At 39.3% G+C, this 13137-nt stretch carries 15 protein-coding genes; 3 read left to right on the top strand and 12 right to left on the bottom strand.

The annotated features are described in order from the left end of the window. Position 1: 1 nt before the first annotated feature. The 6 genes from AC4QJR_RS16730 to AC4QJR_RS16755 form a co-directional block, all read right to left on the bottom strand. Positions 2-1234, bottom strand: a complete 1233-nt coding sequence (locus tag AC4QJR_RS16730; RefSeq protein WP_496523593.1) for a dihydrolipoamide acetyltransferase family protein — start codon at positions 1232-1234, stop codon at positions 2-4. 27 nt (positions 1235-1261) lie between these two features. After that, on the bottom strand, positions 1262-2290 hold the full coding sequence (locus tag AC4QJR_RS16735; protein ID WP_375375524.1) for an alpha-ketoacid dehydrogenase subunit beta: 1029 nt from the start codon (positions 2288-2290) through the stop codon (positions 1262-1264). Between the two features lie 116 nt (positions 2291-2406). Continuing rightward, positions 2407-3399: a thiamine pyrophosphate-dependent dehydrogenase E1 component subunit alpha gene (locus AC4QJR_RS16740; RefSeq protein WP_251458453.1), complete on the bottom strand. Its 993-nt coding sequence runs from the start codon at positions 3397-3399 to the stop codon at positions 2407-2409. Between the two features lie 264 nt (positions 3400-3663). After that, entirely contained in the window at positions 3664-4404 is a 741-nt protein-coding gene (locus tag AC4QJR_RS16745) for a GTP pyrophosphokinase (RefSeq protein ID WP_496523594.1), read from the bottom strand. Positions 4405-4502: 98 nt separating this feature from the next. Further along, entirely contained in the window at positions 4503-4958 is a 456-nt protein-coding gene (locus tag AC4QJR_RS16750; RefSeq protein ID WP_496523595.1) for a CBS domain-containing protein, read from the bottom strand. Positions 4959-5182: 224 nt separating this feature from the next. Beyond that, positions 5183-5500, bottom strand: a complete 318-nt coding sequence (locus AC4QJR_RS16755; RefSeq protein WP_496523596.1) for a hypothetical protein — start codon at positions 5498-5500, stop codon at positions 5183-5185. A gap of 233 nt (positions 5501-5733) precedes the next feature. On the opposite strand from AC4QJR_RS16755, the gene AC4QJR_RS16760 reads away from it, so the two are divergent. Beyond that, entirely contained in the window at positions 5734-6114 is a 381-nt protein-coding gene (locus AC4QJR_RS16760) for a hypothetical protein (protein ID WP_496523597.1), read from the top strand. 132 nt (positions 6115-6246) lie between these two features. On the opposite strand, the gene AC4QJR_RS16765 is transcribed toward AC4QJR_RS16760, so the two are convergent. From AC4QJR_RS16765 to AC4QJR_RS16780, 4 genes are all read right to left on the bottom strand, one after another. Next, the gene (locus AC4QJR_RS16765; protein WP_251458446.1) at positions 6247-6792 is read right to left on the bottom strand and encodes an HD domain-containing protein; all 546 of its coding nucleotides are present in this window, start codon (positions 6790-6792) and stop codon (positions 6247-6249) included. 279 nt (positions 6793-7071) lie between these two features. Then, positions 7072-7269, bottom strand: coding sequence for a hypothetical protein (locus tag AC4QJR_RS16770; protein ID WP_098571780.1), 198 nt, complete (start codon positions 7267-7269; stop codon positions 7072-7074). Between the two features lie 383 nt (positions 7270-7652). Next, positions 7653-8114, bottom strand: coding sequence for a DUF8821 family protein (locus tag AC4QJR_RS16775; RefSeq protein WP_496523598.1), 462 nt, complete (start codon positions 8112-8114; stop codon positions 7653-7655). Between the two features lie 12 nt (positions 8115-8126). Next, on the bottom strand, positions 8127-8606 hold the full coding sequence (locus AC4QJR_RS16780; protein WP_496523599.1) for a GyrI-like domain-containing protein: 480 nt from the start codon (positions 8604-8606) through the stop codon (positions 8127-8129). A 111-nt stretch (positions 8607-8717) separates the two neighbouring features. Between AC4QJR_RS16780 and AC4QJR_RS16785 the strand changes: the two genes are divergently transcribed. Beyond that, the gene (locus AC4QJR_RS16785) at positions 8718-9680 is read left to right on the top strand and encodes a helix-turn-helix transcriptional regulator (protein ID WP_496523600.1); all 963 of its coding nucleotides are present in this window, start codon (positions 8718-8720) and stop codon (positions 9678-9680) included. A 204-nt stretch (positions 9681-9884) separates the two neighbouring features. Here the strand turns inward: AC4QJR_RS16785 and AC4QJR_RS16790 are convergent, their stop codons facing one another. Together AC4QJR_RS16790 and AC4QJR_RS16795 are read right to left on the bottom strand one after the other, a co-directional pair. Next, the gene (locus AC4QJR_RS16790; protein ID WP_496523601.1) at positions 9885-11009 is read right to left on the bottom strand and encodes an NADH:flavin oxidoreductase; all 1125 of its coding nucleotides are present in this window, start codon (positions 11007-11009) and stop codon (positions 9885-9887) included. A gap of 115 nt (positions 11010-11124) precedes the next feature. Then, positions 11125-12390: an MFS transporter gene (locus AC4QJR_RS16795; RefSeq protein WP_496526700.1), complete on the bottom strand. Its 1266-nt coding sequence runs from the start codon at positions 12388-12390 to the stop codon at positions 11125-11127. 316 nt (positions 12391-12706) lie between these two features. Between AC4QJR_RS16795 and AC4QJR_RS16800 the strand changes: the two genes are divergently transcribed. Continuing rightward, entirely contained in the window at positions 12707-13087 is a 381-nt protein-coding gene (locus AC4QJR_RS16800) for a YkvA family protein (protein WP_496523602.1), read from the top strand. Positions 13088-13137 lie beyond the last annotated feature (50 nt).

The raw sequence follows: 13137 nt of genomic DNA on the forward strand, positions 1-13137 counted from the left end.
TCTATAAAAGCATAGTTATCGGCTCTTCTAAGTACTGCTTGACCGTTTGTAAAAAAGCTGCAGCAGGAGCTCCATCAAGTACACGGTGATCAAATGTCAAACTGAGCGGAAGAATGCTTCTTCTTTCTAAATTTTCACCAATAAAGGTTGGGGTATCATAAACAGCACCGACACCAAGAATCCCTGTTTCAGGTGGATTTAAGACTGGTGTGAAATGCTCAACACCATAGGCTCCGAGATTACTAATCGTAAACGTGGAACCTTGCATTTCCTCGTGAGTAAGCTGAGTTTGTCTTGCTTTTTGTGCCAGGGTTTTAATACTTCGAGATAAATCAATAAGTGAACAACTTTCAGCATTGGGGATGACTGGAACCACTAACCCTTTTTCAAGCGCAACTGCCATGCCAAGATGAACGTTCTTGAACAAATGAATTTTATCGTCCATATACGCACTATTCATTTCTCCGTGCTTCTGCAGTGAGAGCACAACGGCACGAGCAATAAAATCAGTCACCGTTATTTTTTGATCATAATGATTTTGAACAGTTTGGGCTATTTGCTTTTGTAAAGCCATTAAATCCGTCACATCGGCCTTCATGTTAATCGTTAGTTGTGCTGTTTTTTGCAGGCTGTCAAACATTCGTCCAGCAATCACTTTTCGGATTCCACTGAGAGGGATTTGCTGGGTCTCCTCTATTGGGTTCACCGGAGTTTCAACAGTTTCCTTTTTCTCCTCTGCCTGAGGCGAAGCTGAATTTTTTATGGCTGTCTCTACATCTTCCTTTGTTATTCTTCCTCCAGGTCCCGTTCCTTTGATATTTTCAATAGTAAGGTTGGCTGCTTCCGCGATTTTCCTTGCGACTGGGGAAATTTTCACGCGATTCCGCGCCGCTTTTACTGAAGTGATAGACTCTTGTTTTTCATTTACAGATGTGGCATTTTCCACTTCAGTTGTTTGGGCTTCTTCGACTGCCAACGCAGCAGCTACTTCTTCACCCGGGATTCCGATATAACAAATCACAGTCCCAGGAGGAACCCCTTCTCCTTCGGGAACAGCAATTTTCAATACTGTTCCCTCCGAAGGAGATTCCACATCAATTTCAATTTTTTCTGAACTGACGCTTGCTATCGATTCACCCTTTTCAACAGGGTCTCCGACTCCTTTATTCCATATCGATACAGTGCCTTCTTTCATCGCCATTCCCAATTTCGGCATCACAACTTCTACCGCCATGTTGATCTCTCCTTCCCGCTCTCTGATTTATACTTCTAGGGGTGCACCTACTAGTTCTGTTGCCACTTTAACTACTGTTTCTGCTTTAGGCAGATAAATATCCTCGAGCACCGGTGAGAAAGGTACAGGCGTGTGCGGTGCCGTAATTCGTTTAATTGGGGCATCAAGTGTATCGAACCCTTTATCGGCAACTAGTGCTGCAATATCCGTAGCAATACTGCATCTTGGATTAGCTTCATCAATAACGATTAAACGGTTGGTTTTTGCTACAGACGAAAGAATCGTTTCTTCATCCATCGGGGACAGGCTGCGTGGATCAACGACTTCCACTTCAATTCCTTTCGCTGAAAGTTGCTCAGCAGCTTCCAATGCAGTATGTACCATTTTGCCAACCGCTACAATGGTTACATCTGACCCTTCCCGCTTGATATCTGCTTTACCAATCGGAATCGTATAATAACCTTCTGGAACATCGCCTGTCATATTATAGAGTGTTTTATCCTCAAAAAAGATGACAGGATCGTTATCTTCGATCGCTGCGAGTAATAATCCCTTTGCTTCATAAGGTGTGGAAGGGACAACCACTTTTACACCTGGAATCGCAGTAAATAGAGCATATAAACTTTGGGAGTGCTGGGCAGCCGCTCTAAATCCGGCACCATGCATGGTTCGAATGGTAACTGGAACCTGGGCCTTGCCCCCAAACATATAGCGAAACTTAGCCCCTTGATTTAATACTTCATCTAAACAGCTTCCAATAAAGTCGTTAAACATTAATTCAGCAATTGGCCTTAAACCGGTTGAGGCCGCCGCCATCGCTGCTCCCATATAACCTGCTTCTGTAATTGGGGTATCCAAAATTCTTTCCCGTCCAAACTCCTGAACAAGACCTTTCGTGACCCCTAGAACTCCTCCCCATGCATCTTCGTCCTGCAAGTGATCCACTTCAGCCCCGCCGGCCACGTCCTCACCTAATAAAATGACATTTTCATCCTTACGCATTGCAAGTTTCATAGCCTCATTAATCGCTGCTGACATACTCAATTTCCTTGCCATAATCGAATTCCTCCTTTTAATAGTCAATCAATAAAATTACTAAATTCTAAACTTATTAATCGGGGCTGCTAATATAAGCCGTCCATTTTGAATCACCAATTTCAGCGTTCTCCATTTTAATAAGACACATAAACATCAGTTAACAACTCAGAAGGACTTGGGTACGGGCTCTCTTCACTGAACTTCACAGCTTGATTTACCGCTTCTTCAACTGAGTTTTCTAATTTGGTTAATTCGTTTTCAGCTAACAGCCCCTGGCTTAGCAAGTGATTTCTAAAAAGTAGAATGGCATCTTTATCCGTTTTATGCTCGACCTTTTCTTGGTCCGTTTTGTATTTTTGGGCATCTCCTTCGAAATGGCCATAATTTCGATATGTCACACATTCAATTAGTGTTGGACCTTCGCCGCGGCGTGCCCTCGCAACAGCTTCTTCTGCTGCTTGGTAGACTGCGAGAACATCTTTTCCATCTACCTTAATACCTGGGATATTATATCCAATCGCCCGATCAACAATGGATTTACAGCTTGACGCATAGGTAAATGGAGTAGCCTCAGCATAGCCGTTATTTTCGGCAACAAAAACGACTGGAAGATTCCAAATAGCAGCAAGATTAATTCCTTCATGGAAAGTCCCGTGGTTTTGGGCGCCATCTCCAAAGAAACAAACGCTTACATCCTTAGTTTTCTTATACTTAGCTGTTAAAGCAGAACCGCATGCGAGAGGAAAGCCACCGCCGACAATTCCATTCGCACCCAGCATCCCTTTATCAAGGTCGGCAATATGCATAGATCCGCCCTTTCCTTTGCATAAACCAGTTACTTTCCCGTAAATTTCCGCCATCATCCCATTTAAATCACAGCCTTTGGCAATACAATGACCATGTCCGCGATGGGTACTTGTTATACTATCTTTATCAGTTAAATGGGCACAAACACCCACAGCAACGGCTTCTTCTCCTGCGTATAAATGAACAAATCCTGGCAAGATTCCCTGTGCAAATAACTCATGTACACTGTCCTCAAAGTTTCGGATTTCTAGCATTTTTTGATACATCCATTGTGCTTTTTCCTTTGTTAAAGCAACATCTTTACTATCCATCGTTCTCATTTTTTCAGCCTCCCTGGAAAAATTCATTACAACTTTATTAAAGCAAGAACCGTGCCAAAAAACGGAAGCCATATTCTCAATGCCTTAACGAAAATTCAGGTACAAAAAAAGAGACAAAACGAAACAACTGTCTCGTTTTGTCTCTTTTTGATTACTTTCCAGGTGACTACTAAAATTAATTTTCCATAAAGGTTTAGTAAATTTGTTTCATTTATTTAAATTACCTAATTCGCTTGAAAAGGGCTGCCATATCTGGCAGCCCGCTTAGTTTTCTTCCTCTTTAAAGATAGACTTTATTAAAGTTTGAGGGATATTCAGTGTTTCATCGAAAAAAATTGGAACATCTTCTCCATCTCCCCTCTTTTTGAGGGTAGTTACTTCATTATTTATCTTCTCCATTTTGAAATCCAACTCAGAAGCTGAAAGTGCTGCTTCTTTTAAATCATTTTTTATCCTCTCTGGTATTTCCTTGTCATATTTATAGTATATTTTATGTTCCAGACTTGCCCAAAAATCCATGGCAATTGTACGTATTTGCAGCTCCACGAACACCATTTCTACTTGGTCTGACATAAAAACAGGGATTTTAATAATTAGATGGAGACTTTGATAACCGTTCGGTTTCGGATTCTTTATATAATCCTTCCTTTTAACTAACTCTACATCCTTTTGATTTTCAATGATCTGACTTATTTTATAGACATCCGTGATAAAGGGGCAAACAATCCGAATCCCTGCAATGTCTTTAATATTCTCTTTAATGGATTCCAAAGAAAAACTAAGGTTTTTCGCATGCATCTTCTTTAGAATACTCTCCGGTGATTTTAGCCTCGAATTTGTATGTTCAATTGGGTTATATTCATGAATGTGAATAAATTCTTCTTTTAAAATATTTATTTTTGTATTCATTTCATCCAATCCAAATTTATACATTAATGAAAACCGTATTAATTCGTTTTTCATATTCCTTAACTTAATCATTTGCTGCTGGGCCAACTCTTCCATTTATATATGTCTCCTTTTAGCAAAGCTGATAAATTAGTAAATAGATTTTTGGATCCAATCTTATCTTAGACCCTTTGTTTTATTTTGCCAAAACGATCCTAAATAATAGCTTTAAATGAATGCCGAATGACATCCCCTCGGCTAATGATCCCAACTAACACTCCGTTTCGTTCTACCGGCAGCTTTTTAATTTGCCTTTTTCCTAAGAGGGCTGCAATATTTTCTATTTCTTCATTCCATGAAACTTTGAGAACTTTTCTTTTAGCAATATCAAGAACATTCTTTTTTAGCACTCTTTTTACTCTTTCAAAGAATTCCTCATCATCCCCCTGGATCGTAAAGCTATAGGAAAAAGGATCAAAAAATCGATCTTCATGCTTTCCAATATATCGCAGGATATCACCATCACTTACATACCCAACAATTTCGTTTCTGTCATTAACCACAGGAAGTCCGCTGATACCATACGTAATGAATTTCTCGATGACCGATCGCACAGAATCGTTTTCCTTTACTTTATAGACTTGTTGAATCATGATCTCATATGCTTTCATTATTTAATCTCCTATGCAAAGTTTAGTGAATGATCTCACATTAACCCGTAAATAGTTGGCCTTTCATTAACGTGGATTTATTACCTTCATTCCTTTAGAATACCCTATATTAAAAAACTACCGAAAGAGATTAGTTTGAACCGTAGAATTATTACGGCACCTAACTATCAGAATAGACGGCCCCATAATACTTTTTACCATGCAGCCCGTATCCAAGAGATTCCTTATGTCGGGAAAATATTGTGTTTTTTTGCCTCATGTAAACCATCTTTAATTTTTACTAGCAAATTCACCAAGAGTTGTTGTTCTTCTTCAGTTGTCTTTGAGAAAATCTTTGTCACATGGTTACTATATAAGGGCGATAATGTGACCCGAGGTGTATCAGAGATTGAAGGGGTCTCTGATGGCAGGAATGTTTCCGCATCGATGACAGCCTTGGGTCTCCGATTCGCAGCTGGTGTGACAGAATCTCTCAGCACGCTGATCATCGACTTCCATCCCATTGTCATAGTTGTCGGTAATTGATTTTCGTATTTTTTCATTTATTGGGTTTCTCCTGCTATAGAGTAGATCTTACATCCATTAATTATATTATATGTGTTTACTTTTTGTATCTAAATTAATCCATCAACATGTAGGATTTAACCGGGTTCTTAAATAATAACCCTCCTGTAGTATGTCATCGAGAGATTTCTAATTTGACCAACTCTGAATTAATAATATATCTTAGGACTTAGGAAAGCTTACCAAAATTAACTTTTTATGAGGTGGAGTAGTGAAAGAATTACAGAAATTCGCAAAAGTCTATCACGAAGAAATGAATTGGGAAATTAATAAAGATAATTATGAGAGAACTCGTGCTTCTCTTTTAAATAACTATATTCTGTTAACAACAGAAGTGGCGGAAGTTGCTGAAGAACTTCGAAAAGCTTTTAATTTGACCAATAGTCACATAGCAAAAGGCAGGGATGAAAAAGAGGCATTTGATTTAGCTAAAGAATCAATCAAAGAAGATTTAGGTAAAGAATTTGCTGATTGCTTAGCCTATATTATTAAAATGGCAAATTACTTTGAAATTGATTTAGAAGAGAGCTTTTATTCAAAAATCGATGAAGTAAAGAACCGAAAAAATAAGGATGTCGGGTTAGTAAGGTAAAGATGTAGCTTTATTACAAATGTCCAGCATATTCAAACAAAAAAATAACCGAAAGAGACTTCTTTCGGTTAAATATAGAATAATCCTCTGTCCACTTAATAGAATAAGCGTATTTTTATCATTTGATGGGAACTATAGAGACCCAAACAAATGGATTACTTCCAACTCCAATTCCCGTATCAGTGTAAATTCTTCTTTTCTAGGTGCTAATTCTTTTACAATACTTGCATAATACCAATGCTGATCTTTCATGCCATGGTTAAAACGCTCCCATACCATCTCGCCAATCATTTTACGGTCTTCCTTAATGGATTGTAGATTATGCAATTTATCCGCAGTAATGACTTGTATTTCTTCTATAGATAGATTTTTTAACATATCAATGGTATGTTGTTTTCTTACACGCCAAGGGAGGGTTTTATCAGGTTCCGAAGCTGCTCTGACCAAATTCGCAATATGCTCACCAAATTGCTCTACTAATGTTTCATAATTTGTATCGGTATCTTCAAGGGTATCATGAAGAATACCTGCAGCAATGACCGAATCCGAACAGTTCTCCTTTTGTAAAAGCATCCCCACGGCAAAAGGATGAGAGACATATGGGATATCTGTTGCTTTTCTCGTCTGATTTCGATGGGCTACTGCTGCAAAATTTATTGCTTTTTGAATGATGTTCATCTTTATTTCCCCCCAGTATAACGGATTTGATGATATTAAAGTTTATTTTATACTGATTCCTCAAAAATTACTTGGAATGGCAGCAACCCTTCCAATATCTGTAGTTATAATATTAGGATGTCCCCTTACCGGTAAAAACCTCATCGTAACATTGAACGTGTTTGGTAATAGGATTGTCATTCAGTTCCGTTCAGCTTACTTGGTACAACAAAAAAATAATCCCCCGTCTTCCTTGATTCGGAACAAACGAGGGATCATTAACTTATATTTTTTTTCTTTTTAAACATAAAATACCTCTCTTTCTTTTTTATTTAAATTCTCTCTAATTGCCTCTTCCCACCAGCGATGGTCCTCTGGAATACGATTTTTCAAAAGATCTAACCTTTCATTCACATGCTTTGACTTGATTAACATTTCTTCCTCTTCCATCATTCCACAACAGATTTCAATGATATCATCAAAGTGAGCGAGTGACATTTCCAGCACCTTCTTTCATAGTTTTGAGAAATAATTGAATCTTTGCCCTCCTTCTTTACTTTAATTATACGATGGATAAAGCTTTATATTATTTCAAAATTTGTCAATATATTGAATTTAGACACACCTTCTTACTGCTACGTCCTTTACAAAATTGATGAAGGAGTCTTCTTCAGTGAACGATAAAAAATGAGTTCCAAACCCATAAATAAGGAATCTGGAACTCATAATTTTATAGTTTATAAATCAAAAACAATGATATAAGAGAAACGAACAGGTCTATCTACTCCCCATACAATGTTTAACTCCATGTCAGAGGAACTATTGGAACCACCCTCTATTTGATAGAGAGTGCTGCTATATGAATAGTTGTATTGTTTACTTTAATATTCTCCTTTAATGACAAAAAACGAACCCCGAATCGTTCCAGCTAGTTTAGACTTCTGCCTGGCAAACTTAAACTTCCCTTCTAACTCCTTTGGTACCTCCATCCCCTCAGAAAGCTTAAAACCAACGGCCCGCTTCTTTGGGTTATCAATCGTATACATGGCATTGACACTAAGCCCATCCTCATAAAAAACGTAGGCCATTTTGATATTTTCCACTTGAAAAAGCGACGTTTCCAAAGGTTTGGCTGCAAACTCAATATCACGTTCTTTTAAAATTTGGTTCACATAATCAAGGGTTTCTTGGCTTTCACTAGCTGGTTCTACCGTAAATTCATGTTTGTATTTATTCATAAAGTAACGAGCTTCATTTGCACGTAAACCAGCAAGCCCTTCTGCGACTGGTGAAGACTCTAAACCCACCGTAGATACATTTTTAAAATCAACACGATAGGACATTTCCATCCCTCCTTATTTCCTGACAACAGGAATCCACATTTCACCAAATACTAAACCGTTTCGCTGCCCCATCACAACCGACGTATTGGGCCCGCCAACATAGGCAAATTCCTGTGCTTCTGGCAAAGCTTGACCGAAAGCAATACCAGTAAGCATATTGCTCAACTCTTCCGCATTGTTCCCTTCCCCTTTAACAACTAGGTATTCACCTTTAGGAAATTGGATCATTCGAGTTGCCTCTGGCAGCGAAGTCTCTGTCATAACGCCAACATAATGCATCATCTTGTTATTCACAGCTTCGTTCACAGCAAAAACGTAGTCATTTGTCGCAACAGATTTTAACGTATCAAGCGTGCCATCTTGTTTGACGGCATGCCAGAAGTCTGATTTTTCTTTGGTTATACCCGCATAGTCCGTGTAATTACTCTTAAGCTCCGTTCCAAAACCTAACACGGTAAAGCTGTCTTTTTCTTCAATCGTATAATTTGTCATATTCAAAACCTTCCTTTTTTTAAAATGGAATCAAATGATTTCTCTTTTCACCTGATGAGTTTATAATAACGTTAAATCATGTCAAAAAATGATACTGTTTTGGAGGCCACGATGAAAAAAGTTGAACGGATTAATACCATCATGCGGTATATCAACAACCGTGCCCACTTTACCATTACCGAAATTATGCAGGAGTTTCACATCTCTCGTTCTACCGCCATTCGGGATATCAGAGAAATTGAAGCCATGGGGATGCCGCTAGTCGCTGAAGTTGGAAGGGATGGGGGTTATTTTGTCATGAACAACTCTGTCCTGCCCACCGTTCGCTTTACGGATAATGAAATTAGAGCTCTATTTATCGCCTTTATGGCCACAAGAAATCAACAACTCCCCTATTTAAAGAGTCGACAGTCATTAGCTGAAAAATTACTTGGCCTCATCTCAGAAAACCAGCAAGAAGACCTTGTACTGTTAAATCAAATCTTGCTTTTTGAAGGGACGAACCCCCATAATCCCGACCTGCTTGATCTATCAGACCTTCCCCATCCGATGTTAGAAAAACTAATCCAACTCCTGCTGGTGGATCGTTATTTATTAATTACGATTGAAGAAGAGAAAATAATTAAATCTTACCCCATATATCTCTTACACCTGTACCGTGAAAAAAGCTTTTGGCTAATTGAAGGCTTTGACTTAATGGAAGAGAAGCAACGAATTTTTCCTGTCGACAATCTCACCAATGTAGAACTTTACACTACAAAGCAAAGACTAAGTGAGAAAAGGATTTTGGAAAGACTCAACAAGCAGGAAAAAATAATCAATCTGGTCCTTGAATTGGGTCCAAGGGCGATTGCCCAGTTCAAAAAATACCATCCTTTAAAAGTTTCCATTTCCTATACGGATCCTTACCAAACCACGGCGGTTCTAAAGACGTTTATCAATGTTAATAACACAGAAGAAATGGCCGAAATAACCAATTGGCTGCTTTTCCTAGGTGGGGATATCAAGGTCAGGGAAATGCCGGAAGAAGTCTTGGATTGTATAAAAGAGAGATTATTCCTATATTCCCCATAATCACCACTAGTTAAAACCACTTAATGATGCGTTACGGTGAACCGTGACAAAATCAAGTGAGGTAATCTCTTTAAATAGAAACAGCACCATTCCAATTAGTGTGGATGGTGCTGTTTACAATAGAGGAACATTTCCTCAAGCAAAAAGATCGGAACAGGACTTCCCTTTCTATGAGGGACACTATTCTATCAAAACTATATGTAATTAAATCAGATATTTCTCAGATTCCTTCGTATAATGCACGACTTGATTAAGATGGCCATTTTTGAGTTTTACTGCCCATTCTGGATCCGCTAGTATGGCACGGCCAACGGCTACATAGTCAAATTCGCCTGCTTTGATTTTTTCATCGACAATTTTAAGATTGTCTTCTATTGATACATGATCATTATCCTGATTACTCAGAAAGGCACGGTTAATTCCGATAGAACCGACCGCAATTGTTGGTTTATTGGTAATTCTTTTCGTCCAGCCGGCTAAAGTTAATGAAGGATCTTCCTCTTTAAATTCAGGTTTCCATATACGTCTTGTTGAGCAGTGGAAAATATCTACACCAGCTTCTACCAATGGGGTAAGCAATTGTTCCAGCTCCTTAGAGTTCTTTGCTAATTTAGCTTGATAGTCGGTTCCTTTCCATTGTGAATAACGAAAGACAATTGGAAAATCAGGCCCGACTTCTCTCCGGCAAGCCCGAACAATATCGGCTGCGAATTTTGATCGCTCTTCTATATCCCCGCCATACTCATCTGTACGTTTGTTCGTTAGTTCCCAAAAAAATTGATCAATTAAGTATCCGTGTGCACCATGCAACTCAATTCCATCAAAGCCGATACGCTTTGCATTTGCGGCCGCTTCAGCGTAGGCATCAATCATTTCAGCCACTTCGTCTTTCGTTAAAGCCTTTATTTTCTCATTTCTCTGGCCTTTTAACGTAAATCCAGACGGACTGACTGGGGGTGCGTCAATATTTGGTTCACTTCCTGCTTTTCGGGCAGCACCTACATGCCATAATTGTGGAATGATTTTGCCGCCTGCTTGATGGACTTCCTTCACTACATTTGCCCAGCCATTTAAGGCTTCCTCCCCATAAAATCGGGGAATATTGGGGCTCATAACTGCAGCTGGATGATTAATCGCTGTCCCTTCCGTAATGATGAGCCCAATCCCATTCTCGGCACGTTTTCGGTAATATTGTGCAACATTTTCTCCCGGGATCCCTTCCGGCGAAAACATTCTTGTCATTGGAGCCATCACTAACCGGCTAGCTAACCTTTCATTTCCAAATGGGACAGATTGTAACAAAGTATGACCTGCAAACTTTTGATCCAAGGCGAGCACTTCCTTTTATTTATTCGTTTGATCCTGCTCCCTTTATTCTATAATTCTAATTTATAAATATAAACTGATAAGTTCTATGTTTATACTAATTAGTTCAACGCTCTGATTACCCCGATGAAGCATGGGATTTCATTCGAATTTCGTAGGAGCTGAAGACTTTTCCATATAAATAAGCAAAACTGAATTGTAAACCAGAAGCTATGTAGAAAGGCAGGGCCAGTGAACCAAATCCAAAAAGATAGCCGGTAAAATACGGTCCAATCGAGATGGGCAGCCTGATTGAAAAGATATTGATGCTTGATGCGAAACCACGGCGCATGTCACGAGTCAAACTCACACTCAACGCTTGCTGTGCCCCTTGTGTACCTCTGTTTAAAGCCGTTCGTATGATATACAAGACAGAAACAAGTGCATAGGATGATAATAAGGGCATCAAAATCAAAAGCAGGCTTGCAATGAAACGAACCAGCACAATGGACCTTATTGTCCCGTGTTTGTTGGATAATCTTGCTTGTAAGACCGAGGTAACACCTGTCGCAAAAAAAGTGACAGCCAATGTGCCTCCAATCTGTATACTGCTTACCCCGAATTTAGCCGAAAACCAATACGACATCATGGGTCCCGTAAGCCCAATGGCAATCCCGTTAAGGATGTTAATGGCTGCGAGCTTAAAGACCGCAGAATTTTCTTCGCGCAGGATTCTCTTTTCTTGATTCCCTGACTCCTCTTTTATATATCCTGGTTGTTTATCAATTTTTCCTTCCTGAATGGTTAAAATGATTGACGCTGTCACAAAGGATAAAACGAAGATAAAGAAGAATATAGGGCGATAGGAAGTATCTCCATTAAGATTATGATTCCATAAGGCCGTAATCCCCGCCAGCAATGCACCTGCCGCCATTCCGAAAAAGCTAAGAGCATTATTCAGACTATATACCTTTCCACGCTCTTTTTTTGGGATAAAGGCCGCCAGCCAAGCCTGCTCCGCCGGGGCACAAGGACTGGGAGAACCGGCGTCCGCTTTCCCAAAACCTGAAAGTGTGATTGCCATAAATAACAAAATAGTATTTGTAGATAATATCCCAATCAACGCACATCCGGCTGTTAATAGTTCAGAAAAAAAGATAAAGGGTTTTCTCCCCAGTCGATCGCTATAAATACCTATGACTGGGGCTAGTCCTACACCAAGCAAACCTCCGGCAGCAAGCACACTTCCAATCGCCGCTGTGCTCCAACCCAGTGCAGCGAGGTATAGTGACAAATCAACAACTAACATACCTTGTCCAATACTTCGAATAGCATTGACCAGCATAAGTTTTTTGGCCGCCGGATGAATATGTCCGGCTCCATCTTCATCGTTCTTGCCAAACACAAACTTCAAATTTATCACTTCTTTTCTATTTTTCTTACATCATTTTAAATAATTATGGGGAGATATCGATAAACCATTGGTGATTTACTCTATTTAAAAGAGTTCCAAATTCTCCTGTCATTTATTCACATCCATTACGGTTTACCTATAAAGGAAACATCTCAATGGGTGCATTATGTCTTTAGAAAACAGAAACCCAAATAGCGGATACAGCATAAGTGGTTTAAAATGGTGATGGTCGATGCAAAATAATCCGAAAGGATCTGGCTGATCGATGAAAAACGAGGATAGTTTATTAGAGAGGGAAGGAAGCGACATGATTAAGCATCCAAATAAATTGAAGGAATTCATACAAAATATTAAACAAAATATCTATATTGTGTATCTCGCATACCGTCATCCGAAAACACCATGGTATGCTAAAGCATTTTCATTATTGATTGTTGCCTATGCGTTAAGCCCCATAGACCTTATTCCAGATTTTATTCCCGTATTAGGTTATTTGGATGAAGTTATTCTACTTCCCTTGGGGATATTAGGAGTGTTCACCCTGATACCGAATCAAGTATTGCAAGAATGCAGGGTGATGGCCTCCCGAACGCCTATAATGCTGCGGAAAAATTGGGCAGCAGCGATTGTTATTCTCCTCGTTTGGATCAGTCTCGCCACCACGGTTCTTTTCAAATGGGTCATTTAAAAAAGGTGCAAAGGTTATGTACGCAGTCCCTTAGCACCAAATTTGCAATC

This window comes from Neobacillus sp. BP17 (assembly GCF_059579525.1).

Excerpts from the sequence above, each read along its gene's own strand:
- AC4QJR_RS16770 (WP_098571780.1), bottom strand. The coding sequence starts at position 7,269 with ATGTCACTCGCTCACTTTGATGATATCATTGAAATCTGTTGTGGAATG.
- AC4QJR_RS16780 (WP_496523599.1), bottom strand. The coding sequence starts at position 8,606 with ATGACAAATTATACGATTGAAGAAAAAGACAGCTTTACCGTGTTAGGT.
- AC4QJR_RS16735 (WP_375375524.1), bottom strand. The coding sequence starts at position 2,290 with ATGGCAAGGAAATTGAGTATGTCAGCAGCGATTAATGAGGCTATGAAA.
- AC4QJR_RS16800 (WP_496523602.1), top strand. The coding sequence starts at position 12,707 with ATGATTAAGCATCCAAATAAATTGAAGGAATTCATACAAAATATTAAA.
- AC4QJR_RS16775 (WP_496523598.1), bottom strand. The coding sequence starts at position 8,114 with ATGTCCTATCGTGTTGATTTTAAAAATGTATCTACGGTGGGTTTAGAG.
- AC4QJR_RS16750 (WP_496523595.1), bottom strand. The coding sequence starts at position 4,958 with ATGAAAGCATATGAGATCATGATTCAACAAGTCTATAAAGTAAAGGAA.
- AC4QJR_RS16730 (WP_496523593.1), bottom strand. The coding sequence starts at position 1,234 with ATGGCGGTAGAAGTTGTGATGCCGAAATTGGGAATGGCGATGAAAGAA.
- AC4QJR_RS16755 (WP_496523596.1), bottom strand. The coding sequence starts at position 5,500 with ATGAAAAAATACGAAAATCAATTACCGACAACTATGACAATGGGATGG.
- AC4QJR_RS16740 (WP_251458453.1), bottom strand. The coding sequence starts at position 3,399 with ATGAGAACGATGGATAGTAAAGATGTTGCTTTAACAAAGGAAAAAGCA.
- AC4QJR_RS16765 (WP_251458446.1), bottom strand. The coding sequence starts at position 6,792 with ATGAACATCATTCAAAAAGCAATAAATTTTGCAGCAGTAGCCCATCGA.
- AC4QJR_RS16745 (WP_496523594.1), bottom strand. The coding sequence starts at position 4,404 with ATGGAAGAGTTGGCCCAGCAGCAAATGATTAAGTTAAGGAATATGAAA.
- AC4QJR_RS16785 (WP_496523600.1), top strand. The coding sequence starts at position 8,718 with ATGAAAAAAGTTGAACGGATTAATACCATCATGCGGTATATCAACAAC.